This is a genomic window from Rhodococcus quanlei, from assembly GCF_055231015.1.
The window spans coordinates 14,151-35,680 of sequence record NZ_JBUYWD010000021.1 but is presented as its reverse complement, the minus strand read 5'-3'; the positions used below and the strand labels follow the sequence as shown (position 1 = coordinate 35,680).

General features: G+C 64.1%; 21 protein-coding genes. 16 read left to right on the top strand and 5 right to left on the bottom strand.

Going from position 1 to position 21,530, the window contains the following annotated elements:
• The first annotated feature begins 12 nt into the window (after nucleotides 1–12).
• The 7 genes from ACZI8Q_RS15455 (at nucleotide 13) to secA (ending at nucleotide 9,610) form a co-directional block, all read left to right on the top strand.
• Nucleotides 13–684 (top strand): dTMP kinase, encoded by a 672-nt coding sequence (locus ACZI8Q_RS15455; protein WP_463374432.1) that lies wholly within the window; start codon nucleotides 13–15, stop codon nucleotides 682–684.
• A gap of 44 nt (nucleotides 685–728) precedes the next feature.
• Nucleotides 729–1,406, top strand: coding sequence for an MtrAB system response regulator MtrA (gene mtrA / locus ACZI8Q_RS15450; protein ID WP_463374431.1), 678 nt, complete (start codon nucleotides 729–731; stop codon nucleotides 1,404–1,406).
• Nucleotides 1,403–3,241 carry an MtrAB system histidine kinase MtrB gene (gene mtrB / locus ACZI8Q_RS15445; protein WP_463374430.1) on the top strand — a complete coding sequence of 613 codons (1,839 nt, stop codon included), beginning with the start codon at nucleotides 1,403–1,405 and terminating at the stop codon, nucleotides 3,239–3,241. Before mtrA ends, mtrB begins: the two co-directional genes overlap by 4 nt.
• 5 nt (nucleotides 3,242–3,246) lie before the next feature.
• Entirely contained in the window at nucleotides 3,247–5,016 is a 1,770-nt protein-coding gene (gene lpqB, locus ACZI8Q_RS15440; protein WP_463374498.1) for an MtrAB system accessory lipoprotein LpqB, read from the top strand.
• Between the two features lie 36 nt (nucleotides 5,017–5,052).
• Entirely contained in the window at nucleotides 5,053–5,733 is a 681-nt protein-coding gene (locus ACZI8Q_RS15435) for a ComF family protein (protein ID WP_463374429.1), read from the top strand.
• A gap of 170 nt (nucleotides 5,734–5,903) precedes the next feature.
• Entirely contained in the window at nucleotides 5,904–6,581 is a 678-nt protein-coding gene (gene hpf / locus ACZI8Q_RS15430; RefSeq protein ID WP_463374428.1) for a ribosome hibernation-promoting factor, HPF/YfiA family, read from the top strand.
• A gap of 158 nt (nucleotides 6,582–6,739) precedes the next feature.
• Nucleotides 6,740–9,610 (top strand): preprotein translocase subunit SecA, encoded by a 2,871-nt coding sequence (gene secA / locus ACZI8Q_RS15425; protein ID WP_463374427.1) that lies wholly within the window; start codon nucleotides 6,740–6,742, stop codon nucleotides 9,608–9,610.
• A gap of 19 nt (nucleotides 9,611–9,629) precedes the next feature.
• On the opposite strand, the gene ACZI8Q_RS15420 is transcribed toward secA, so the two are convergent.
• On the bottom strand, nucleotides 9,630–9,968 hold the full coding sequence (locus ACZI8Q_RS15420; RefSeq protein ID WP_463374426.1) for an Rv3235 family protein: 339 nt from the start codon (nucleotides 9,966–9,968) through the stop codon (nucleotides 9,630–9,632).
• A gap of 428 nt (nucleotides 9,969–10,396) precedes the next feature.
• On the opposite strand from ACZI8Q_RS15420, the gene ACZI8Q_RS15415 reads away from it, so the two are divergent.
• From ACZI8Q_RS15415 to ACZI8Q_RS15395, 5 genes are all read left to right on the top strand, one after another.
• Nucleotides 10,397–11,839, top strand: coding sequence for a WS/DGAT/MGAT family O-acyltransferase (locus ACZI8Q_RS15415; protein WP_463374425.1), 1,443 nt, complete (start codon nucleotides 10,397–10,399; stop codon nucleotides 11,837–11,839).
• Between the two features lie 29 nt (nucleotides 11,840–11,868).
• On the top strand, nucleotides 11,869–12,375 hold the full coding sequence (locus ACZI8Q_RS15410; protein WP_463374424.1) for a DUF6912 family protein: 507 nt from the start codon (nucleotides 11,869–11,871) through the stop codon (nucleotides 12,373–12,375).
• Between the two features lie 99 nt (nucleotides 12,376–12,474).
• On the top strand, nucleotides 12,475–13,590 hold the full coding sequence (locus ACZI8Q_RS15405) for a ferredoxin reductase (RefSeq protein ID WP_463374497.1): 1,116 nt from the start codon (nucleotides 12,475–12,477) through the stop codon (nucleotides 13,588–13,590).
• Nucleotides 13,591–13,648: 58 nt separating this feature from the next.
• The gene (locus tag ACZI8Q_RS15400; protein WP_463374423.1) at nucleotides 13,649–14,893 is read left to right on the top strand and encodes a fatty acid desaturase family protein; all 1,245 of its coding nucleotides are present in this window, start codon (nucleotides 13,649–13,651) and stop codon (nucleotides 14,891–14,893) included.
• 104 nt (nucleotides 14,894–14,997) lie between these two features.
• Entirely contained in the window at nucleotides 14,998–16,251 is a 1,254-nt protein-coding gene (locus ACZI8Q_RS15395; protein ID WP_463374422.1) for a fatty acid desaturase family protein, read from the top strand.
• Between the two features lie 35 nt (nucleotides 16,252–16,286).
• Here ACZI8Q_RS15395 and rsgA read toward each other — a convergent pair whose 3' ends face one another.
• Both rsgA and aroA read right to left on the bottom strand, forming a co-directional pair.
• Nucleotides 16,287–17,276, bottom strand: a complete 990-nt coding sequence (rsgA, locus tag ACZI8Q_RS15390; protein WP_463374496.1) for a ribosome small subunit-dependent GTPase A — start codon at nucleotides 17,274–17,276, stop codon at nucleotides 16,287–16,289.
• Nucleotides 17,273–18,592, bottom strand: coding sequence for a 3-phosphoshikimate 1-carboxyvinyltransferase (gene aroA / locus ACZI8Q_RS15385; RefSeq protein ID WP_463374421.1), 1,320 nt, complete (start codon nucleotides 18,590–18,592; stop codon nucleotides 17,273–17,275). Before aroA ends, rsgA begins: the two co-directional genes overlap by 4 nt.
• A gap of 28 nt (nucleotides 18,593–18,620) precedes the next feature.
• Between aroA and ACZI8Q_RS15380 the strand changes: the two genes are divergently transcribed.
• Nucleotides 18,621–19,406, top strand: a complete 786-nt coding sequence (locus tag ACZI8Q_RS15380; protein WP_463374420.1) for an SOS response-associated peptidase — start codon at nucleotides 18,621–18,623, stop codon at nucleotides 19,404–19,406.
• A 3-nt stretch (nucleotides 19,407–19,409) separates the two neighbouring features.
• On the opposite strand, the gene ybaK is transcribed toward ACZI8Q_RS15380, so the two are convergent.
• Nucleotides 19,410–19,904, bottom strand: a complete 495-nt coding sequence (gene ybaK, locus ACZI8Q_RS15375) for a Cys-tRNA(Pro) deacylase (protein WP_463374419.1) — start codon at nucleotides 19,902–19,904, stop codon at nucleotides 19,410–19,412.
• Nucleotides 19,905–20,110: 206 nt separating this feature from the next.
• Between ybaK and ACZI8Q_RS15370 the strand changes: the two genes are divergently transcribed.
• Together ACZI8Q_RS15370 and rsrA are read left to right on the top strand one after the other, a co-directional pair.
• The gene (locus ACZI8Q_RS15370; RefSeq protein ID WP_463374495.1) at nucleotides 20,111–20,761 is read left to right on the top strand and encodes a sigma-70 family RNA polymerase sigma factor; all 651 of its coding nucleotides are present in this window, start codon (nucleotides 20,111–20,113) and stop codon (nucleotides 20,759–20,761) included.
• On the top strand, nucleotides 20,758–21,042 hold the full coding sequence (gene rsrA, locus ACZI8Q_RS15365; protein WP_463374418.1) for a mycothiol system anti-sigma-R factor: 285 nt from the start codon (nucleotides 20,758–20,760) through the stop codon (nucleotides 21,040–21,042). Before ACZI8Q_RS15370 ends, rsrA begins: the two co-directional genes overlap by 4 nt.
• Nucleotides 21,043–21,125: 83 nt before the next feature.
• Here rsrA and ACZI8Q_RS15360 read toward each other — a convergent pair whose 3' ends face one another.
• Nucleotides 21,126–21,200 carry a 50S ribosomal protein bL37 gene (locus ACZI8Q_RS15360; protein WP_463374494.1) on the bottom strand — a complete coding sequence of 25 codons (75 nt, stop codon included), beginning with the start codon at nucleotides 21,198–21,200 and terminating at the stop codon, nucleotides 21,126–21,128.
• A gap of 108 nt (nucleotides 21,201–21,308) precedes the next feature.
• On the opposite strand from ACZI8Q_RS15360, the gene ACZI8Q_RS15355 reads away from it, so the two are divergent.
• Nucleotides 21,309–21,524 (top strand): biotin/lipoyl-binding carrier protein, encoded by a 216-nt coding sequence (locus ACZI8Q_RS15355; protein WP_463374417.1) that lies wholly within the window; start codon nucleotides 21,309–21,311, stop codon nucleotides 21,522–21,524.
• Nucleotides 21,525–21,530: the final 6 nt, after the last annotated feature.

Sequence of the window (21,530 nt, the reverse complement as noted above, 5' to 3'; positions counted from 1 at the left end):
TAGGCTGCGTTGGTGGGATCTGTCTCGGGAACACTGGTGGCTCTGGAAGGCCTCGACGGTGCGGGTAAACGCACCCTCGTCGGCAAGGTGACGACGCTCCTCGAACAGCGCGGCCTTTCCGTCGGCACGATGGCGTTTCCGCGGTACGGGAATTCGGTGCACGCCGACCTGGGTGCGGAGGCGCTGAAAGGGCACCATGGGGACCTCGCCGAGTCGGTGTACGGCATGGCGACCGTATGGGCAACAGATCGCAAGGATGCGGCCGACGACCTGCACGAACTGCTGGCCAGGCACGACGCCGTCATCCTCGATCGCTATGTGGCCTCGAACGCGGCCTACGGCGCAGCACGCCTGCATCAGGATGCGGACGGCGACTACGTGGACTGGATCGCAGAGTTGGAGTTCGGACGGCTCGCGTTGCCGCGCCCGAACCTGCAGATCTATCTGGATGTCCCGGTCGATATCGCAGGCGAGCGGGCGCGCGGGCGTGAAGCCGCCGATTCTGCGCGCGCCCTGGACGCATACGAGAGGGACGGCGGCCTGCAGGCGCGCACCGGCGCGGTGTACCGGGAACTCGCCGATTCGAACTGGATCTCGCCCTGGTGGGTGGTGGGACCGGACACCGATCCGAGCGCCATCGCCGAAAAGCTGGCACTCTCGTACGGAGATCACGGCGCGCCGTGAGCCCAACGCCCTGCTGAACGCTTCCGGAATGTAACGATAGGGATATGAAACCAAGGATTCTGGTCGTCGATGACGACACGGCGCTCGCTGAGATGCTCACGATCGTTCTTCGCGGCGAGGGTTTCGATCCGTATGTCGTGGGTGACGGCACCCAAGCGCTGGCTGCCGTGCGTGAGACCCGCCCGGATCTGGTGCTGCTCGACCTCATGCTGCCCGGGATGAACGGAATCGACGTGTGCCGGGTGCTGCGTGCGGATTCCGGTGTGCCGATTGTGATGCTCACAGCGAAGACCGACACCGTCGACGTGGTTCTCGGTCTCGAGTCGGGTGCGGACGACTACATCATGAAACCGTTCAAGCCGAAGGAACTGGTCGCTCGGGTCCGTGCTCGACTGCGCCGGACCGAGGACGAACCGGCGGAACTTCTCAGCATCGCCGACCTGGTCATCGACGTTCCTGCACACAAGGTGAGCCGCGGAGACGAGCTGATTTCACTGACTCCGCTCGAATTCGACTTGCTGGTGGCGCTGGCGCGGAAACCGCGTCAGGTGTTCACGCGCGAGGTCTTGCTCGAACAGGTGTGGGGCTACCGGCATGCCGCCGACACCAGGCTCGTGAACGTGCATGTCCAGCGGCTTCGATCGAAAGTCGAAACTGATCCCGAGAATCCGGACGTGGTTCTGACGGTCAGGGGGGTCGGCTACAAGGCCGGACCGCCGTGACAGGTGTCTCACGATGGCGCCGTCGTGTGAATCGGCGGCTCACACCGATCGTTCGGTGGAGCCAGTCGATGAGCAACACGCTCGCACACACGTGGCGCCGATCCTTGCAGCTGCGCGTGGTCGCATCCACCCTGTCCCTGTCGATGATCGTCATCCTGGTGCTGGGTGTGGTGCTGACCAGTCAGATCACCGATCGTCTGCTCGAAAGCAAGATCGCTGCTGCGACCGAGGAAATGGATCGCGCCCGCAGCACGGTGGAAGCGCAACTGGCAGGGGCTGACGATGCCGCCTCGGTGTCGACGCAGTTGGACGGTGCGGCGTCGGCTCTGACCAACCGGGGCTCCGACTCGGGAGAGGCGTCCGGTGCGGCCGGAACGTTCGAGCCCGTACTGATCGTCGGCGGCGACGGTCCACGTCCCCCGGCTTCGTCGGGGCCAGCCGGTCAGATTCCGGAATCCCTGCGCGACTTCGTGCGGCAAGGTCAAATCAGCTATCAGTTCGCGACCGTCGACGAACCAGAGGGCTATTCCGGCCCAGCGCTGATCGTGGGGTCGCCAACCGGATCGTCGTTGGCGTCCCTCGAGCTGTATCTGGTGTTTCCGCTGGCCAGTGAGGACTCCACCCTCACCCTCGTACGCGGAACGTTGTTGATCGGCGGCGGTGTGCTCGCAGTCCTGTTGGCGGCGGTTTCACTACTGGTCGCACGGCAGGTCGTGCTACCGATTCGGTCCGCATCCCGCATTGCTGTGCGGTTCGCAGACGGTCGTCTCAAAGAACGGATGCCGGTTCGTGGTGAAGACGACATGGCCAGACTGGCGATGTCGTTCAACGAGATGGCCGAAAGCCTGTCGAAGCAGATCACCCAACTCGAAGAGTTCGGCAACCTGCAACGACGCTTCACCTCCGATGTGAGCCACGAACTCCGTACCCCGCTGACAACGGTGCGGATGGCAGCCGACCTCATTCACGACGGCAGCGAGGATCTGGACCCGGTCATGCGCCGATCGTCGGAACTGCTCGTTGCGGAGCTGGACCGCTTCGAAGGACTTCTGGCGGATCTTCTCGAGATCAGCCGCCACGACGCAGGCGTTGCCGAACTCGCATCGGAGCAACTCGACGTGCGGATGTGCGCCCGCGCATCGGTGTCGACGGTGCGTCACCTGGCTCGCGAGACGGCAACAGAACTGATCATCGATCTGCCGGACGAACCCGTCGTCGCCGAGGTCGACCCCCGCAGAGTCGAACGAATACTGCGAAATCTACTGGCCAATGCGATCGATCACGGTGAAGGAAAGCCGGTGCTGTTGCGCCTACGTGCGGACGACGACGCACTCGCCTTCATCGTCCGAGATCAGGGGATCGGGTTGCAAGCGGGCGAGGAGAAGCTCGTCTTCAATCGGTTCTGGCGTTCGGACCCGTCGCGCGTGCGCCGTTCCGGTGGTACGGGGCTGGGACTGGCGATCAGCGTGGAGGACGCCCAACTGCACGACGGGCGTCTCGAGGCATGGGGCGAAGTCGGGAAGGGCGCCTGCTTCCGGTTGACGTTGCCGCGGGTGCGCGGGCGCAAGGTCGCGTCCAGCCCGTTGCCGTTGAAACCGGGCACCGGCCGGTATGTGCAGGGTCAGCCGCTACCGGCAGCACCGGTGGCAACGAGCGGCGAACAGGACGGTGAGCCCGTGAACGGACCGTCGGTGCCGGGCACCGAGCCGTCGGCGCCCCCTGATGAACTGTCAGAGGCAGCACACGAATCTGCGACAGCATCCTCGGGAAGCGCGAACGTATCGTCGTCGATGGAGGATTCGTCAGACAGCGCAGCACAGGAGCATCGAGAGTGACGGCAATATCGGGGACGAGGCGTCGGGGGCTTGCTGTGGGGCTGCTGGCGTTGACTCTCGTCGGTGGCTGCGCGAGTCTTCCCGACTCGTCCGCGCCACAGGCGATCGGCACGATTGCCGTTGATTCGGGGGTGCCCGACGTCGAGGCGCCCACACCCGGGCGTGAGCCCAATCTGTTGCTTCGCGACTTCTTCGAAGCGAGCACGGCCCCGGCCGACGGACATCTTGCGGCGAGGCAGTACCTCACGCCCGGTGTGTCCGGTAAGTGGGATGACGCGGCGAGCACGACCATCGTCGACAAGATCGACGTACTGCCAGAACAGCGCAACGACGAACGCGCAACCTACACGATCCGGGCCAACAAGGTGGGACGGCTCGAGCCCGGCGGGCTCTACGTACCGGAAGAGGGCAGTTTCGAAACCGAGATCGGGCTGGTCAAGGTCGACGGCGAGTGGCGGATCGATCAGTTGCCGGCGGGCGTGATCATGGATCGAACACAGTTTCTCAATTCGTACGAACGTAAATCGTTGTACTTCCTCGACCCTTCGGGGTCGACAGTGGTGCCCGACCCGCGTTGGGTATCGGGTGCACAGGCTCAGATGGTATCGACGCTGATCGGTTTGATGATCGACGGCCCGAACCCCGCCCTGGCTCCAGCGGTCCGAAACGCACTCGACGGGGTGTCCGTGCGTGGTCCGATCACGAAGGCCGACGGGCGCACGAGGCAGGTCGGCGTCGGTCTCGGTGGCGTGCGGATCGACTTCGAGGGCCTCGGTGACCTGAGCGAGCGGGCCAGGCACGAGTTCGCTGCTCAGGTGGTGTGGACTCTGGCCAACTCGGATATCTCCGGCCCGTACGTGATTCTGGCGGACGGAGAGCCGTTGGAGCAGCGTTTCCCGAACGGATGGACCACCGCTGACGTGGCGTCGATGAATCCGTCGGCCACCCCTGGTGCCGATGTCGGCCTGCACGCGCTGCGGGACGGCTCGATGGTGAAGGTTGTCGATTCCGACGTGACGCCGGTTGGCGGGTTCTTCGGTACCGTCGACAGCCTGAGATCCGTCGGGTTGTCTGCGAACGGTGACCTGGTGGCTGCGGTATCGGACACCGGCCGAGCGCCACCGGAACCGGCCAATGCCCTCATGGTCGGTACATACGGTGCGGCAGCGGCGCCCGCGCTCGAGGGCGGGGCGATCACACGTCCGACGTGGGCACCGGACGGCAGCGCAGTCTGGGCGGTCGTCAATGGCAACACGGTGGTGCGGGTGCTTCGCGACCCGGGCAACGGCCGGCTGTCCGTGGTCAACGTCGAGGCAGGCGAGGTTACCTCGCTCGGCACCAACATCACCGAAATGCGGCTGTCCCGTGATGGCGTGCGGGCGGCTCTGATCGTCGACGGCAAGGTTTACACGGCGATCGTGGTGGAGGGGCCGGACGGCACATTCGCTTTGACGAACCCGCGCCCGGTCGCGCTCGGGCTCGGTAGCCCGGCGCTGTCGCTGGACTGGAGCGATGGAAAGTCCATCGTTGTGGCCCGGGCGGCGAACGACACCCCGGTGGTGCAGGTCGCCGTGGACGGCTCCCGGATGGATGCGCTGCCCAGTCGGAACCTCACGACGCCCGTGGTCTCGGTCGATGCATCGGCGAGCACGGAGTTCGTGGCGGATTCGCGAGCCGTGTTCGAGCTGAGCAGTAACGCTCCGGATGGTGACCGGTACTGGCGTGAGGTGCCTGGTCTCACCGGGATAGAGGCCGTTCCGATATTGCCCGGCTGACCGGTTGGTGTCGGGGTCGGTGCGCATACTGCACCAGTGGACGCTCTCCTGGACCTTGTTCTGCCTTCCGAATGCGGCGGATGCGGGAGTTCCGGTCTCCGATGGTGTCGGACGTGCGCGGCGGAGTTGTCCGATCACCCGATCCAACTCTCGCCCCGCGTCGACCCCGAGGTGCAGGCGTGGGCTCTCGGTCGCTACGGGGGACCGAGACGAAACGCAATCATCGCGATGAAGGAGCGGGGTCGACGCGACCTCGCGATGCCGTTGGGAGCAGCGCTGTCCGCTGCGCTGGGCCGTCTGGGTACCTGGGGTGTGCTCGACACGGCAGCACCGCTTGTGTTGATTCCCGCGCCGTCGCGAACCCGGGCCGCACGCAGACGTGGGGGAGACCCCGTCGCGCGCACCGCCACCTCGGCGGTGGGTTCGAGTGCCGTCTGCTCCGCTCTGTCGATGAGGTGGGGCGTACGTGACTCGGTCGGGCTGTCCGCGGCGCAGCGGCGCGGCAACCTCCGTGGCCGTGTGCGGTTGACGGCACAGGGCAGTGGTCTGGCGAGCCTGTTCGCCGAGGCGCCGCCCGCTGCGGAACGGCAGCCTGCAACGGTGGTCTTCGTCGACGACGTCATGACGACAGGAGCGACCGCTGCCGAGTCGATCTCGGTCCTGCACGGAGCCGGAATTCGGGTCTCTGCGGCCGTCGTCCTTGCGGGTGTCGTATGAAATTCTGTCGAACAGTGGCACTCGCGCGGGTTACGTACTAGCGTCGCGGACACACCCGAAATCACAGGTTAGGAGGTGAACTTCGAACCTTGAGCCGGGCGGAATCCCTCTCGGCCGATGTACACCTTCGCCACTACCTGTAGGGATGTGGCCGTAATCGGGAGGTACGAGTGACGACCCCTTCGCAAACCTCGGTTTTCGTCGATGACAACGTGTCCGATGCAGACTCGAGCGCGGACACCACCAATGCCGAGATAGTCGTCAAAGGACGCAACGTCGAAGTTCCGGACCACTTTCGGATATACGTGGCAGACAAATTGTCACGCCTCGAACGCTTCGACCCCTCCATTTACCACTTCGATGTGGAACTCCAGCACGAGCGCAACCGGCGTCAGTCGAAGAGTTGTCAGCGTGTGGAGATCACCGCCAGGGGTAAAGGGCCCGTGGCGCGGGCGGAAGCTTCCGCCGACAGTTTCTATGCAGCCTTCGAATCGGTGACAGCCAAACTCGAGAGCCGACTGCGCCGCACAAAGGATCGAAAGAAGGTTCACTACGGGGACAAGACGCCCGTTTCTGTTGCCGAGGCCACAGCCTCGCTCGCGGAGGACGATTCTCTCGGGATCTCCCCGGATATTTCGCTCGACGGCTACGAACCGGAGGAACACGCCCCGGGCCAGATCGTGCGAACCAAGGAACACACCGCGACGCCGATGACCGTCGACGATGCGCTGTACGAGATGGAACTGGTAGGACACGACTTCTTCCTGTTCCATGACAAGGAGTCGGACCGCCCGTCCGTCGTATACCGGCGGCACGCGTTCGACTACGGGTTGATCCGCCTGGCGTGAGTCCGGCCTGCCGAACCCCTGGCAGGGGCCACCGAAAAGGTCCGGCCTAGTCGCCTGATCGCGAATACGCCTACCATGGATTCCGGCCGCGGTTCTCGGACCACGGCCGGAATTCATGTGTCATCCATCTGTTGCCGAATTTGAGGACGAACAAGACTGTGCCGTCGCTGTCGCTATCGAAGCTGCTCCGTGTTGGTGAGGGTCGTATGGTCAAGCGGCTCAAGCACATCGCCGACCACGTCGAGTCCCTGTCATCCGAGGTCGAAGCGCTGACGGATGAGCAGTTGCAGGCAAAGACCGTCGAGTTCCAGAAGCGCTACGCCGACGGCGAGAGTCTCGACGAGATGCTTCCCGAAGCATTCGCTGTGGCTCGTGAGGCGTCGTGGCGAGTTCTCGGACAGAAACACTTCCACGTACAGATCATGGGCGGCTCCGCCCTGCATTTCGGCAACATCGCGGAGATGAAGACAGGTGAGGGCAAGACCCTGACCTGTGTGTTGCCTGCGTACCTCAACGCCATTTCCGGTGACGGTGTGCACGTCGTGACGGTCAACGACTACCTCGCGAAACGTGACTCGGAGTGGATGGGTCGCGTGCACCGTTTCCTCGGCCTGGAAACGAGCGTGATCTTGTCCGGCATGACGCCGGCGGAACGTCGCACCGCCTATGCGGCGGACATCACTTACGGAACCAACAACGAGTTCGGTTTCGACTATCTGCGTGACAACATGACGCATTCGCTCGAAGACCTGGTGCAGCGCGGTCACAACTTCGCGGTGGTGGACGAGGTGGACTCGATCCTCATCGACGAGGCACGTACGCCGCTGATCATTTCCGGTCCCGCCGATGCATCGAGCAAGTGGTACGGCGAGTTCGCACGCATCGCACCGCTGCTGAGGAAAGACGTCCACTACGAGGTGGACATCAAGAAGCGCACGGTCGGTGTGCACGAGGCGGGTGTGGAGCTCGTCGAGGATCAGCTCGGCATCGACAATCTGTACGAGGCTGCCAACTCGCCGCTGGTGAGCTACCTGAACAACGCCATCAAGGCGAAGGAGCTCTACACCAAGGACAAGGACTACATCGTCCGCGACGGCGAGGTCATCATCGTCGACGAGTTCACGGGTCGTGTGCTGGCCGGTCGCCGGTACAACGAGGGCATGCACCAGGCCATCGAGGCCAAGGAGAGAGTCGAGATCAAGGCCGAGAACCAGACCTTGGCCACCATCACTCTGCAGAACTACTTCCGTCTCTACGACAAGCTCTCCGGCATGACCGGCACTGCCGAGACGGAGGCTGCCGAGCTACATCAGATCTACAACCTCGGTGTCATCCCGATTCCGACCAACCGCCCGATGGTGCGCGTGGACAACGGTGATCTGATCTACAAGTCCGAGGAAGCCAAATTCGACGCAGTCGTCGACGACGTCGTCGAGCGGCACGAGAAGGGTCAGCCGGTACTGATCGGTACCACGAGCGTGGAGCGCTCGGAGTACCTGTCGAAGCAGTTCACGAAACGCGGCGTTCCACACAACGTGTTGAACGCGAAGTTTCACGAGCAGGAAGCCACCATCATCGCCGAGGCCGGACGCTCCGGTGCCGTCACGGTGGCCACCAACATGGCCGGTCGAGGTACGGACGTCGTGCTCGGCGGTAACCCGGACATCATCGCCGACCTCGCCCTGCGGGGGCAGGGACTCGACCCGGTCAACACGCCGGAAGAGTACGAGGCCGAGTGGGACGGAGTGCTCGAGAAGATCAAGGTCGAGGTGAAGGACGACGCTGCTTACGTACGCGAAGCTGGTGGTCTGTACGTTCTCGGCACCGAGCGCCACGAGTCTCGTCGTATCGACAATCAGCTGCGCGGCCGTTCGGGACGTCAGGGCGACCCGGGCGAGTCGCGGTTCTACCTCTCCCTCGGGGACGAGTTGATGCGCCGGTTCAACGGTGCGGCTCTCGAATCGATCATGACGCGCCTGAGTCTTCCGGACGACGTTCCGATCGAGGCGAAGATGGTCTCGAAGGCCATCAAGAGTGCACAGACGCAGGTCGAGCAGCAGAACTTCGAGATTCGTAAGAACGTCCTGAAGTACGACGAGGTGATGAACCAGCAGCGCACGGTCATCTACAAGGAGCGGCGCCAGATCCTCGAAGGTGAGGACATGGAAGGCCAGGTCGAGGAGATGACCACCGACGTGGTCTCGGCGTACGTGGAAGGTGCCACGGCAGAGGGATACCTCGAGGACTGGGATCTCGAACAGCTGTGGACGGCGCTGAAGACGCTGTACCCGATCGGTATCGATTACAAGGCGTTCACCGGGGAGAACGAGGACGGCGAGCTGTCCGACCTGTCGCCTTCCGAGCTGAAGGCGCTCGTTCTCGACGACGTCGCGCAGGCATATCGTCGGCGTGAGGAAGAGATCGACGGGCTTGCCGGTGACGGTTCGATGCGGCAACTGGAGCGGCGCGTTCTGCTGTCCGTTCTCGACCGCAAATGGCGTGAGCACCTTTACGAGATGGATTACCTCAAGGAGGGCATCGGTCTGCGCGCGATGGCGCAGCGTGACCCGCTCGTCGAGTATCAGCGCGAGGGCTTCGACATGTTCTCCGCAATGCTCGAAGGGCTCAAGGAGGAGTCTGTCGGGTACCTCTTCAACCTCCAGGTGGAGACTCAAACACCACAGACCGGTAGCGGTGTGAGCGTGACGCCGGCATCGGCGGCCGCGACTGCGTCGTCGTCGGCACGGTCAACGTCGTCGCCACGGCCGTTGCCCACGGAGTCGGCTCGTGTCGAGGCGGCAGCGGCGGCGAACGGGGAACGGGCAGCCGCACCGGCAGCTCTGCGGGCCAAGGGGCTCGAACCCGACGAGCCGCGAGGACTCACCTATTCGGGTCCCGCCGAGGATGGGACTGCACGCGCAAGCCGGCGGGCGAGTGACGGGGGCGGCGAGCAGGCCCCGCAGGGAACTCGCCGCGAACGCCGCGAAGCCGCACGGGCTCAGGCCAAGGGACGTAAGCGCAAGAAGTGAGGGTCGGCGGTGGCCGACATCACACCAGCTGCAATTGGGTGACCGTCCACGCGGGAGGCCTTCCCGCGTGGACACGGCGCCGTTTCATGTGTGCGGCGAACGCGAAGATGCGGTCACCGCGTGAGTAGGTGCCGAACACCTCCGCGCCGTCCCTTCTCTCCGTCCGAACCCGAAGCCGCTGAAGAGTTGCGGTGCCTGGGCGCCTGTTGGCACTCCGGGCATGGGAATGGGACCTGACGACGTCGATCATCGCGTCGCTGACGAACGGACGCAATTGGCGGGGACTTCGTCGTGAATCGAGTACCTCGAGTACGAGTCGGATCGCGTGTTCGGCGGCACGGTGGGCATCGTCGCGCACGCGTGGTTGCGCGGCGTGTGTCCCATGGGTGGGACGCGGAGACATTCCGGCGTGTGGCGACCTACGCGCCGGTGACCGTTGGGACGTAGCTTGCCGTTCGGGTGTTCGGGCGGTGGGCAATCGGTGTGAGTTGCGGGAGGCGGGTGGCCGCGTGTCCGTCGGTGGTTCACATTTGGGTGCACTCGACAAATAAATGTATGCGTCGTTCAAGACGATCCCCCCGGATTCTCAGATACTGTCCCCGAATCGACCGTTCGAGGCCGTGTTCGGACATCATCTTGGCATGGAATCGGATGTCGCGTCGCAGAATGCGGTAATCGAGATCTAGGGTGAGTACGACTTATCGGATATTCGTCCGACAACGAACCCGGACGGCTGTGAGTCCGTTTCGGGGGCGAGTCTGTCGGCAGTGAGGGGACTGTACATCGATGGCGACAAGACTCACCACGCAGGATGCCTCCTTCTATTTCCTGGAAGACAGCAGTACGCCGATGCACGTCGGTTCGCTCGCGATCTTTCGGCAGCCTCGCGGCGGTCTGGACTACGAGAAGCTGCTCGAGTTGGTGGAGTCGAGGCTCGGTCTCGTGCCGAGATATCGGCAGAAGGTCCGTGAGGTCGCGTTCGGGCTGGCCCGTCCGGTGTGGGTCGACGACCCGGATTTCGACATCGAATATCACGTGCGACGGTCGGCCCTTCCGAAGCCGGGTTCGGATACCCAGCTGAACGACCTGATCGCCCGTCTGACGTCGCGGCCGCTGGACAACTCCTGCCCGCTGTGGGAGATGTATCTCGTGGAGGGGCTGTCCAAGAATCGTGTCGCGATCTTCACCAAGTCGCACTCGTCGTTGGTGGATGGTGTGTCGGCTCCCGAGATCGGTCAGGTGATACTGGACGTGGACCGTGCCGGGCGTGATGTGCCGGAAGAACTGTGGATGCCGAGTCCGGAGCCGAGCGAAGCGACCCTGATTGCCGCGGCGGTCGGGGAAGTGGTGTCCAGTCCGCGCGAAGGTCTGGCACGGTTGCAATCGGCACTGGGCGGTATCGCGTCGACGACCGAAGAGAGCGTGCGCGCAGTGGGGCGCTTCGCTTCCGCGGTGCGATCGGCCACGCAGGTCGCACCGTCGAATCCACTGAACGCACCGATCTCACGGAATCGCAGGTTCGCGTCCGTCACGACAGACCTCGCGGACTACCGAGCCATCAAAGAGCGGTACGGGTGTGAAGTAAACGACGTGATTCTCGCGGTGGTCTCCGGCGCGCTTCGATACTGGTTGCTCTCCCGGGGGGAACCGGTATCCGAATCGACGATCGTGCGCGCACTGGTTCCGATGTCCGTGTACGCCGAGCCGGAAGGCGGCGAAGACGATGATTGCGATCCCGAAATGGGCGTCCGACGCGGCGACTGGTCCGAACCGCGCAGCATGGTGTCGTCGTTTCTGATCGACTTGCCCGTAGGTGAACCGAATGCCGCCGTTCGCTTGTCCCACGTCGCGCATGCGACCGAGGCTCAGGCGCGGCAATCGAGGCGGGTCAATGCGCAGACCCTGGTTCGTCTGTCCGGATTCGCACCCGCGACCCTGCATGCGATGGGCGCCCGGGCAGCCAGCAGTCTGTCTCAGCGCATGTTCAATCTCATGATCACCAACGCGCCCGGACCCCAGGTTCCGTTGTATCTGGCCGGGGCACGAATGCTGAAGATGTACCCGGTGTCGCCGTTGCTGAAGAATCAGGTGTTGAATATCGCGCTCACCTCTTACGACGGCAAGGTCCACTACGGTTTGAATGCGGACCGTGATGCCATGGCCGACGTGGATGTCATGGCGTCGCTACTGTACGAATCGCTCGAGGAGTTGCGAGATGCCAGCCGGTGACGTATCGAGGCAAGAAGGGGGAGCGTGACATGACGAGGGTGTACATCCCAGCCACCATCGAGATCCTGCAGCAACTCGTGGCCGACCAGGAGTTCGATCCGATGAGCAGGACGGCTTTCGCGGTCACCGCACGACTGCGCGAAGCGTATGCGTCCGGTGACGACGACGAATTGGCAGAGGTGGCGATGGGGGAGGCGGCGCGCGCTTCCTTGCGGTTGATCGCCGGCCGGGTGGCGGCCGATGCGCAGGTCTTTCACCGACGTGCGGTGGTGGCAGCGGACATCGACGATGTGACCCCGCGGCCGGATCTCGATGACGCGGTGGTACGGCTGCCGGCGCCCGTGCAGTTGTCACAGGTTGCCTCGGTGCATGTCGACTTGGCCGAAGCCGAGCCGGATATCGAACGTGCGGTCGCTGTCATCGACGAAGCGGATCTCGGTGATCCGGACGCGGAGTTCGTGCTCGGCGACGCCGAAGATCACGTGCTCGCATGGTACGCGACGCAGGAGCTGCCTTTTCTCGTCGAACTGATGTGAGGTCGTTCGCCCGCGGCGGCTGTACCGCCCTTCGTAAACCTACGCTATCGTAGGTTCATGCCTGCCGATCGGTTGGCGATGAACAAGTGTGGAGGTCGGATGGGTCTGAAAGCCTGGATCGAGGCGCCTGCGACGGAGGTCGTTCCCGCGGCGAGGTCGAGACTCAACTGGTTGCGCGGTGTCGCAGCACGGTTCACGACCCCCCTGCTGCCGGACGATTATCTTCACCTGGCCAACCCGCTCTGGTCGGCGCGCGAGCTGCGCGGGCGGATCGTGGAAGTGCGGCCGGAAACTGGGGACTCCGCAACGATCGTGATCAAGCCGGGCTGGGGCTTCGATTTCGGCTACGCGCCAGGCCAGTACATCGGTATCGGGCTACACGTCGACGGCCGCTGGCATTGGCGATCCTATTCGCTGACGTCGCCGCCGAACTGGGACGGGAAGCGGATCTCGATCGCGGTCAAGGCGATGCCGGAGGGGTTCCTGTCCGCACACCTGGTTAACGGGGTGCCGTCGGGGACGATCGTCCGGTTGGCCACCCCGACCGGAAACTTTGCGCTCCCAGAGCCGCCACCGGAGAAAATCCTGTTCCTCACCGCTGGTAGTGGTGTCACGCCGGTCATGTCGATGCTGCGTACCCTGAGTCGTCGCGGACGGCATCCCGACGTGCTGCACGTGCACTCCGCCCGCACCGAGGACGATGTGATGTTCGGAGACGAAATCCGGGCTCTCGCGGCAGAGCAGCAGGAGTATCGTTCGCACGTTCAGATCACTCGAAAAGCCGGCAAGTTCGCGTTGGACACGCTGGACGAGATGTGCCCGGACTGGCGAGAGCGGACCACATGGGCGTGCGGCCCACTGCCCATGCTCGACGAAATCGAGCAGCGCTGGGCCGACGAGGGGATCTCGGAAAACCTTCACCTCGAGCGATTCGCCGTGTCCCGCGCGGACACCTCGGGTGAGGGCGGCACCGTCAGGTTCGAGAAGTCGGGCAAGACGACGACAATCGACGGGGCGACCACGTTGCTCGAAGCCGGTGAGAACGCGGGGGTGCTCATGCCTTTCGGGTGCCGGATGGGCATCTGCCAGACGTGTGTGGTGCCGATTCTGTCGGGTCACGCCGTCGACCTTCGTTCGGGCAGGGAACATGCCGAAGGCGACCGGGTGCAAACCTGCATTTCGGCGGCCGCCGGCGATTGCACCCTCGACGCCTGAGGGCTTCCGTTCATCTTGATCGACTATTCTCGGGTATCCCGATAGACGGAGGACCACGGTGGCCATCACCGACATCAAGGAGTTCGCGCACCTGAGCGCGGCAGACATCGAAGCACTGGGGCGGGAACTCGATTCGATACGACTCGAAGTCGAGGAGTCGCGTGGTCTGCGCGATGCTCAGTACATCAGGCGAACGATTCGGCTTCAGCGCGCACTCGAGCTCGGCGGCCGGGCGGTCCTCTTCGGAAGCAAGTATCGCCCGGCGTGGCTGGTCGGTACGGCGATGCTGTCGCTGTCGAAGATCATCGAGAACATGGAGCTCGGGCACAATGTGATGCACGGACAGTGGGACTGGATGAACGACCCCGAGATCCATTCGAAGTCGTGGGAATGGGATCAGACGGGTCCGTCCGATCATTGGAAACGCGCCCACAACTATTCGCACCACACCTATACGAACATCGTCGGAATGGACGACGACGTCGGATTCGGCATCTTGCGTATGACGCGAGACGAGCCGTGGCGCCCGATCAACCTGTTGCAGCCTCTGGCGAACGTCATACTGGCGGCGACGTTCGAGTGGGGGATCGCGTTGCACGACCTGAAGTTCGCCAGCGACCTCGAGGGCGGTGAGGGAAGGCTGAACTCGCGAACCAACAAGGAATTCGCGGTCAAGAGCTTCCGTCAGGTCGGTAGGGATTTCGTGTTGTACCCGGCTCTGACCGGGCCGGCGTGGAAGAGCACCCTGACTGCCAACGTGACATCGAACGTGGTACGGAACCTGTGGGCCTACGTGGTGATCTTCTGTGGGCATTTTCCGGACGGTGCGGAGAAGTTCACAGTCGAGGAGTTTCGCAACGAGACGCGGCACGAGTGGTATCTGCGCCAGATGCTGGGCAGCGCGAACTTCAATTCGGGTCGTGTCATGGGATTCATGAGCGGAAATCTCAGCTATCAGATCGAGCATCACGTGTTCCCGGATCTGCCGAGCAACCGGTACCCGGAGATCGCGGTGCGGGTGCGTTCCCTGTGTGAGAAGTACGACCTTCCGTACACGACTGGTTCGCTCGCCAAGCAGTACTTGTTGGCGCTTCGGACCATTCACAAGTTGGCGCTGCCCGACCGTTGGCTCACGGCCACGGCGGACGACGCACCCGAGACGTCGTCGGAGTTGAAGTTCCGGAATGCCGGTGCGGCGATGGTCGAATCGCTGCGGACAGACCCGGTCACAGGGCAGCGCCGTGGGCTCCTGTCGGCACTCCGTGCGCGCGCGGAATCGAGGATTTCCCACCGGCGAAAGTGAGATGTACCACACCTACGTTCGCGTAACCTACGACACCGTAACTTACGGTAGGGTAGGCCGCGACGCATTCAGGTGTGACAACCATCAGCCGGGAGGGAGCCCCCGTGGCCATCGCAGACGTGAAGGAATACGCGCATCTCACGGAAGCCGACGTGGAAGCACTCGGTCGTGAACTCGACGCGATCCGTCGCGACATCGAGGAATCGCGCGGGGAGCGCGATGCGCGGTATGTACGCAACACCATTCGACTGCAGCGCAGCCTCGAGGTCGGCGGACGGGCCGTCCTGTTCGCCAGCAGGCGCCGCCCGGCCTGGTTGCTCGGAGCGGGGATGCTCGGGATTTCGAAGATCATCGAGAACATGGAGCTCGGCCACAACGTGATGCACGGACAGTGGGACTGGATGAACGATCCCGAGGTCCATTCCACGTCGTGGGAATGGGACAACACCGGGCCGTCCGCGCACTGGAAGCAGACGCACAACTATCTGCATCACAAGTACACCAACGTTCTCGGCATGGACGACGACGTCGGATACGGGCTGCTGCGGGTGACGCGCGACCAGCGGTGGAAACCGTTCAATGCGGGGAACCTCGCGTACAACACGGCGCTGGCGTTGATGTTCCAATACGGTGTTGCCGCACAGCATCTCGAACTCGGCAAAGTGGCGAAGGGTCGGGTGCCGAAAGAGGTGACCCAGCGCAAGTTGCGCGAGGTCGGCGAGAAGATCGGCAAACAGGTACTCAAGGACTACGTGGTGCACCCGGCGGTCACCGGTCCTGCGTGGAAGAGCACCCTCACCGCGAATCTCGCCGCGAACGTCATCCGCAACGTGTGGACCAACGCGATTATCTTCTGCGGTCACTTTCCCGACGGTGCCGAGAAGTTCACCAAGGCGGACATCGACAACGAAACCCAGGCCGAGTGGTACCTGCGACAGATGCTGGGCAGTGCCAACATCTCGGGTGGCAAGGCAATGGACTTCATGTCCGGAAACCTCAGCTACCAGATCGAGCACCACTTGTTCCCGGATCTGCCGAGTAATCGGTACGCTGACATTGCCGTGCGGGTTCGTCAACTGTGCGACAAATACGACCTCCCGTACACCACCGGGCCGTTCCTGGTTCAGTACGCCAAGTCGTGGCGCACCATCGCGAAGCTCTCGCTCCCGAACAAGTATCTGAAGGACACCGCGGACGATGCGCCGGAAACCGCCTCCGAACGCCGCTTCGGCGGAAACACCACCGCGGTCATCGATCCCGAAACCGGTCGACGCAGCGGACTGCGCACGGCCATTCAGCAGTCGCGTGGACGGAGTGGCGTCCGTGCCCTGATCCGTCGTGGGACACGAAACCGGTAGAACCGGTTACCGGTTCGTCCGTCGGTGCGGTTCGCTCACCAAGGCTCGTTGGTCGAGATGGCCTCGAGAAGGTGGCGGACCGCACCGACGCGGCCGGCCGACTTTCCTGTCAGCTCGTCGAGTGCACATTCGGGGTCTGCGGGCGGCCCGAGGTGAGTGCATCCGCGTGGGCAGTCGTCGACAGCCTCCGCGAGATCCGAGAAGGCGGCCACGACGTCCTCGGGTGAGATGTGGGCGAGGCCGAACGATCTGATGCCCGGAGTGTCGATCACCCACCCGGTGGTGGGCAAGTGCAGAGCGACCGACTGGGTGGAGGTGTGACGTCCTTTCCCGACTCCGGACACCACGCCCACGGCTCGATCGGCGTCGGGCACGAGTCGGTTGACGAGAGTCGATTTACCGACCCCGGAGTGCCCGATCAACGCGGTGAGTTCACCGGCCAACATCTCGGCGACAGGGTCGAGAGCGTCGTCCAGGCCGGCGACCACCACCGGGACGTCGAGGTCGGCGAACGAGGCCGCGAACTCTTCGGGTGATGCGAGATCGCTTTTCGTGAGGCACAGGATGGGGTGTAGGCCGCCCACATAGGCTGCTACGAGCGCGCGCTCCACGAAACCCGTTCGCGGGGGCGGATCGGCCAGCGCGACCACGATGAGCAACTGCTGCGCATTCGCGACGACGATTCGCTCGTACGGGTCGGTGTCGTCCGCCGTTCGGCGTAGCACCGTGCTGCGGTCGGACACTCGCACGATGCGCGCCAGCGTATCCGGCTTCCCTGACAGGTCACCGACGACGTCTACGCGATCGCCCACGACGATCGGTGTGCGACCGAGTTCGCGTGCCCGCATGGTGACGACCAGCCGGTCCGGATCACCGCCGAGCACGCACCCCCAACGTCCTCGGTCGACGGACACGACCATCGCGGACTCGGCGCTGCGATGCTCGGGTCTCGTTTTCGTCCGTGGGCGAGTCCCCTTGCCGGGGCGCACCCGGACGTCGGATTCGTCGTACTGCCGGCGACTCAGTTGCCCGCCTCCTGCTCGGGAGACGGCGAGGTGGGCAGCATGTCCGACCACAAGTTCTCGAACCCGGGCAGAGTTTTCGCGGTGGTTTCGACATCCTCGACCTCGACTCCGTCGACCCGTAGACCGATGATGGCGCCGGCGGTGGCCATCCGATGGTCCGCGTACGAACGCCAGGTGCCACCGTGAAGGTCGGCAGGTGTGACGACGAGGCCGTCGTCCGTCTCCTCCGCTTGTCCGCCGAGGGCGGTGATGTCGGTGCACAGCGCCGCGAGGCGGTCGGTCTCGTGGCCGCGCAGATGGGCGATACCGCGAAGCCTGGACGGCCCCTCGGCCATTGCCGCGAGTGCGGCGACGGTCGGGGTCAGTTCGCCGACGTCGTGGAGGTCGATGTCGATGCCGCGTAGTGTGCGCGGCCCTTGGACGGTGAGGATCGAATCGGTGAGCGCAACGTCCGCGCCCATTTGCTCGAGAATCACGCGGATCGCGTCACCGGGCTGTGTGGTGGTACTCGGCCAGTTCGGGATACGAACGCGACCACCCGTGACCGCGGCGGCGGCAACGAATGGGGTGGCGTTCGACAGGTCCGGTTCGATGATCCGGTCCACTGCGCGCACCGGGCCGGGATTCACCGTCCACGTGTTCGCCTCGGCGCCGTCGTTCGGTGTGCTCACCTGTACACCCGACTCGCGCAGCATGTCGACGGTCATGTCGATGTGTGGCATGGAGGGAACCGAATTGCCGTTGTGGCGGACGACGACACCCTCGTCGAAGGCGGCCGCCGACAGCAGGAGGCCGGAGACGAACTGCGACGAACCGGAGGCGTCGATCGTGACGGCTCCGCCCTTCACGCCGCCACGACCGTGGACGGTGAAGGGGAGCGCGTTGCCGTCGATGTCGGCGCCGAGGCCGCGCAGGGCGTCGAGGATGGTGCCGAGAGGACGGGTCCTGGCCTGTTCGTCGCCGTCGAACGACACGTCTCCCGGTGCGAGAGCAGCGAGCGGCGGAACGAAGCGCATGACGGTACCCGCCAGGCCGCAGTCGACGACGCCACAGCGCAGGGGTGCCGGGACGACATCGAGCGTGGTGCCGTCTCCGGTGATGCTCACGCCCAGGGTGCGTAGCGCCTCGATCATCAGGTCGGTGTCCCGGCTGCGCAGGGCGCCGGTGATGGTCGACGGTCCGACTGCGAGTGCTGCGAGCACGAGGGCGCGATTGGTGATGGACTTCGATCCGGGAAGGGTGACGGTGGCGTCGACGGGCGAAAGTGCGCGGGGGGCTTTCCACAGGCTCAGGGTCACGCCTTCATCTTCTCTCATTGTCGGAGCTTCGTGCCATCCTGGTCTCATGTGCGGCAGATACGCGACCACGGCGAATCCGGCGACGTTGGCGGCAGACCTCGATGCCGTGGACGAGGCGTCCGATCTGGACGAGTCGGTGCGGCCTGCACCCAAGTACAACGTCGCGCCCACCGATCGGGTGTGTGCTGTTGTGGATCGGCACGGTGCGCGGCGAATCAGGGGGATGCGGTGGGGTCTGGTCCCGCCGTGGACCACACAACTCGGCAAGGGTCCGATGCTGATCAACGCCCGGGCGGAGAGCCTTGCCGAGAAGTCCGCCTTCAGGGCGTCGTTTCAACGCAAGCGTGCTCTCGTACCCATGGACGGATGGTTCGAGTGGGAGACCGAATCGCAGATCAAGGCAGGTTCTCGCACTCCGAAGGCAGTCAAGATCCCCTACTTCATGACGCCGCGGGACGGTTCGCGATTGTTGGTTGCAGCCGTTTGGTCGGTGTGGCACGACCCGGAGGCCGAAGCCGCGGGCGAGACGGGCAGGGTGCCGCTGCTCAGTTGCAGCGTCGTCACCGTCGACTCGGCAGCGCATCTGACCGCGGTGCACGATCGCATGCCCCTCGTGCTGCCTCGTGATCGCTGGGACGCCTGGCTGGACCCGGGAAATCCCGCAGACCCTCGGTTGCTCGAACCGGTCGTCGACGCTTATGCGGACATCGAGGTCAGGCGGGTGTCCACGCAGGTCAATTCGGTGAAGAACGACGGTCCCGAGCTGATCGAGCCGTTCTCGGGTGGCCAGGCCGGTGACGATCGGGTTGGGCAACAGATCACCCTGCTGTGACGCTCAGACCGCGGTGATGTGCGCCGTGACCGCATCGGTGACGGCGATCAGGTCGGCAGGAGCGAGTTCGATCTCGAGGCCGCGCCTCCCTGCGCTGCACAGGAGTCGGCCCGTGGTGAGCGCGGACGCGTCGATCACGGTGGGAAGTGTTTTCCGCTGTCCGAGGGGCGACACCCCACCCAGAACGTACCCGGTGGTCCGTTCCGCTTTCTTGGGATCTGCCATCGTCGCTTTGCGGGCGCCGAGCGCACCGGCCGCTGCCTTCAACGACAGCGAACACGGGACGGGAATCACGGCGACGGCGAGGCGCCCGGTGTCCAGTTCGATCACGAGTGTCTTGAACACCTGATTGGCGCCCACGCCGAGCGAGGCACGGAGAGCGTCGACCGCCTCCGTTCCGTACGACCGAGCCCGTGGGTCGTGGTCGTAGGCGTGCACCACGTGTTCGATCCCTGCCCGCTTCAGGGCGGTGGTGGCAGGGGTGGTGCTTGCGGCCATTGCTCGACACTCCTTCCGAGGGGGTACCGGGATCGGATCGTACGGCGACCGGGAACAGACCGGATCCCACGGGTGTTGCTAGCAGCAGACACCACAGAGTATTGATCGAAGGAGTAGGCGTGAACGTGAGGTCTTCGGTGATGACGCGCGGGTCGCGTGTGCAGTTGGCGGTAACCTTGACGCCCACGGCGACCGAAGGGATCAGCGTGCAGGAAAAGGACGATCCGGCGACCGAGCCAACCGGGGCGAAAGGGCCGGCCGAATCTGCGGACGAGCTGATTGCTCGCTTCGAGAGGGATGCTCTGCCACTGTTGGATCAGCTCTACGGCGCCGCCCTGCGGATGACCCGCAATCCGGCGGATGCGGAGGATCTCGTCCAGGAAACGTATGTGAAGGCGTATTCCGCGTTCCGTTCGTTCCGGGCGGGCACCAACCTCAAGGCTTGGCTCTACCGCATCCTCACCAACACCTACATCAATTCGTACCGCAAGAAGCAGCGGCAGCCGGCCCAGTACCCGACCGAGGAGATCACGGACTGGCAGCTCGCAGCGTCTGCGGAGCACACCTCGACCGGGCTGCGTTCCGCAGAGGTCGAAGCTCTCGATGCGCTCCCGGACGACGACATCAAGGCCGCGCTGCAGGCGTTGCCCGAAGAGTTTCGGATGGCGGTGTACTACGCCGACGTCGAAGGGTTTCCGTACAAGGAGATCGCGGACATCATGGGCACCCCGATCGGCACCGTGATGTCACGTCTGCATCGCGGACGTAAGCAGTTGCGTGGCCTGCTGGCCGACGTGGCACACGAGCGTGGATTCAACCGTGGCGCTACGGCCCCGGAGCAGGAGGTTTCTCGGTGAGCGAGCAGGACGAATTCGAAAGGCTCGATTGCTCGGCCGTGATCGCCGACGTATGGCTGATGCTCGACAACGAGTGCGACGAGGCGTCACGTGCTCGCCTGCAACGCCATCTCGACGATTGCGGATCCTGTCTGGAGGCCTACGGCATCGAAGAGCGTGTGAAGTCTCTCGTGAGCCGCAAGTGCGGCGGCGAACACGCGCCGGAAGGTCTACGGCAACGGCTCAGCATGGAGTTGCGCCGTACGATCGTCGTCACCGAGGTCGGGCCGGACGAGCGCTGACCGAACCGGGGCGTTGAACCGAAGGTGAAAAGGCGTGGCCGGGAAGCTGCATGCTTCCCGGCCACGCCTCGTTCGTGTGCGTCTCAGCTGTTCGGACGCTTGCCGTGATTGGCGTTGTTGCCCTTGCGGCTGCGCTTCTTGCGACCACGCTTACCCATGAGTGGCTCCCTTCTGTTTCGCTCCAGTCTTTCACGTGTGGTTGGCTGTGATTGCAACTGGGTTTGTGGGACAACTGAAAGTGTCCGATTCGGGAATGAGGATTCACGATGGCAGAAGACGTGCGCGCCGAGATGGTTTCGACGGTCTTTCAGGTAGTGGTGAGTGCGGGTGACGTCGTGCAGGAGGGGGACACGCTTGTCATTCTCGAATCCATGAAGATGGAGATCCCGGTCATCGCAGAGGAAAGCGGCACCGTGACGTCGGTCGACGTGCAGGTGGGGGATGTCATCAAGCAGGGCGATCTGATCGCCGTCGTCTCGTGAGCTGAT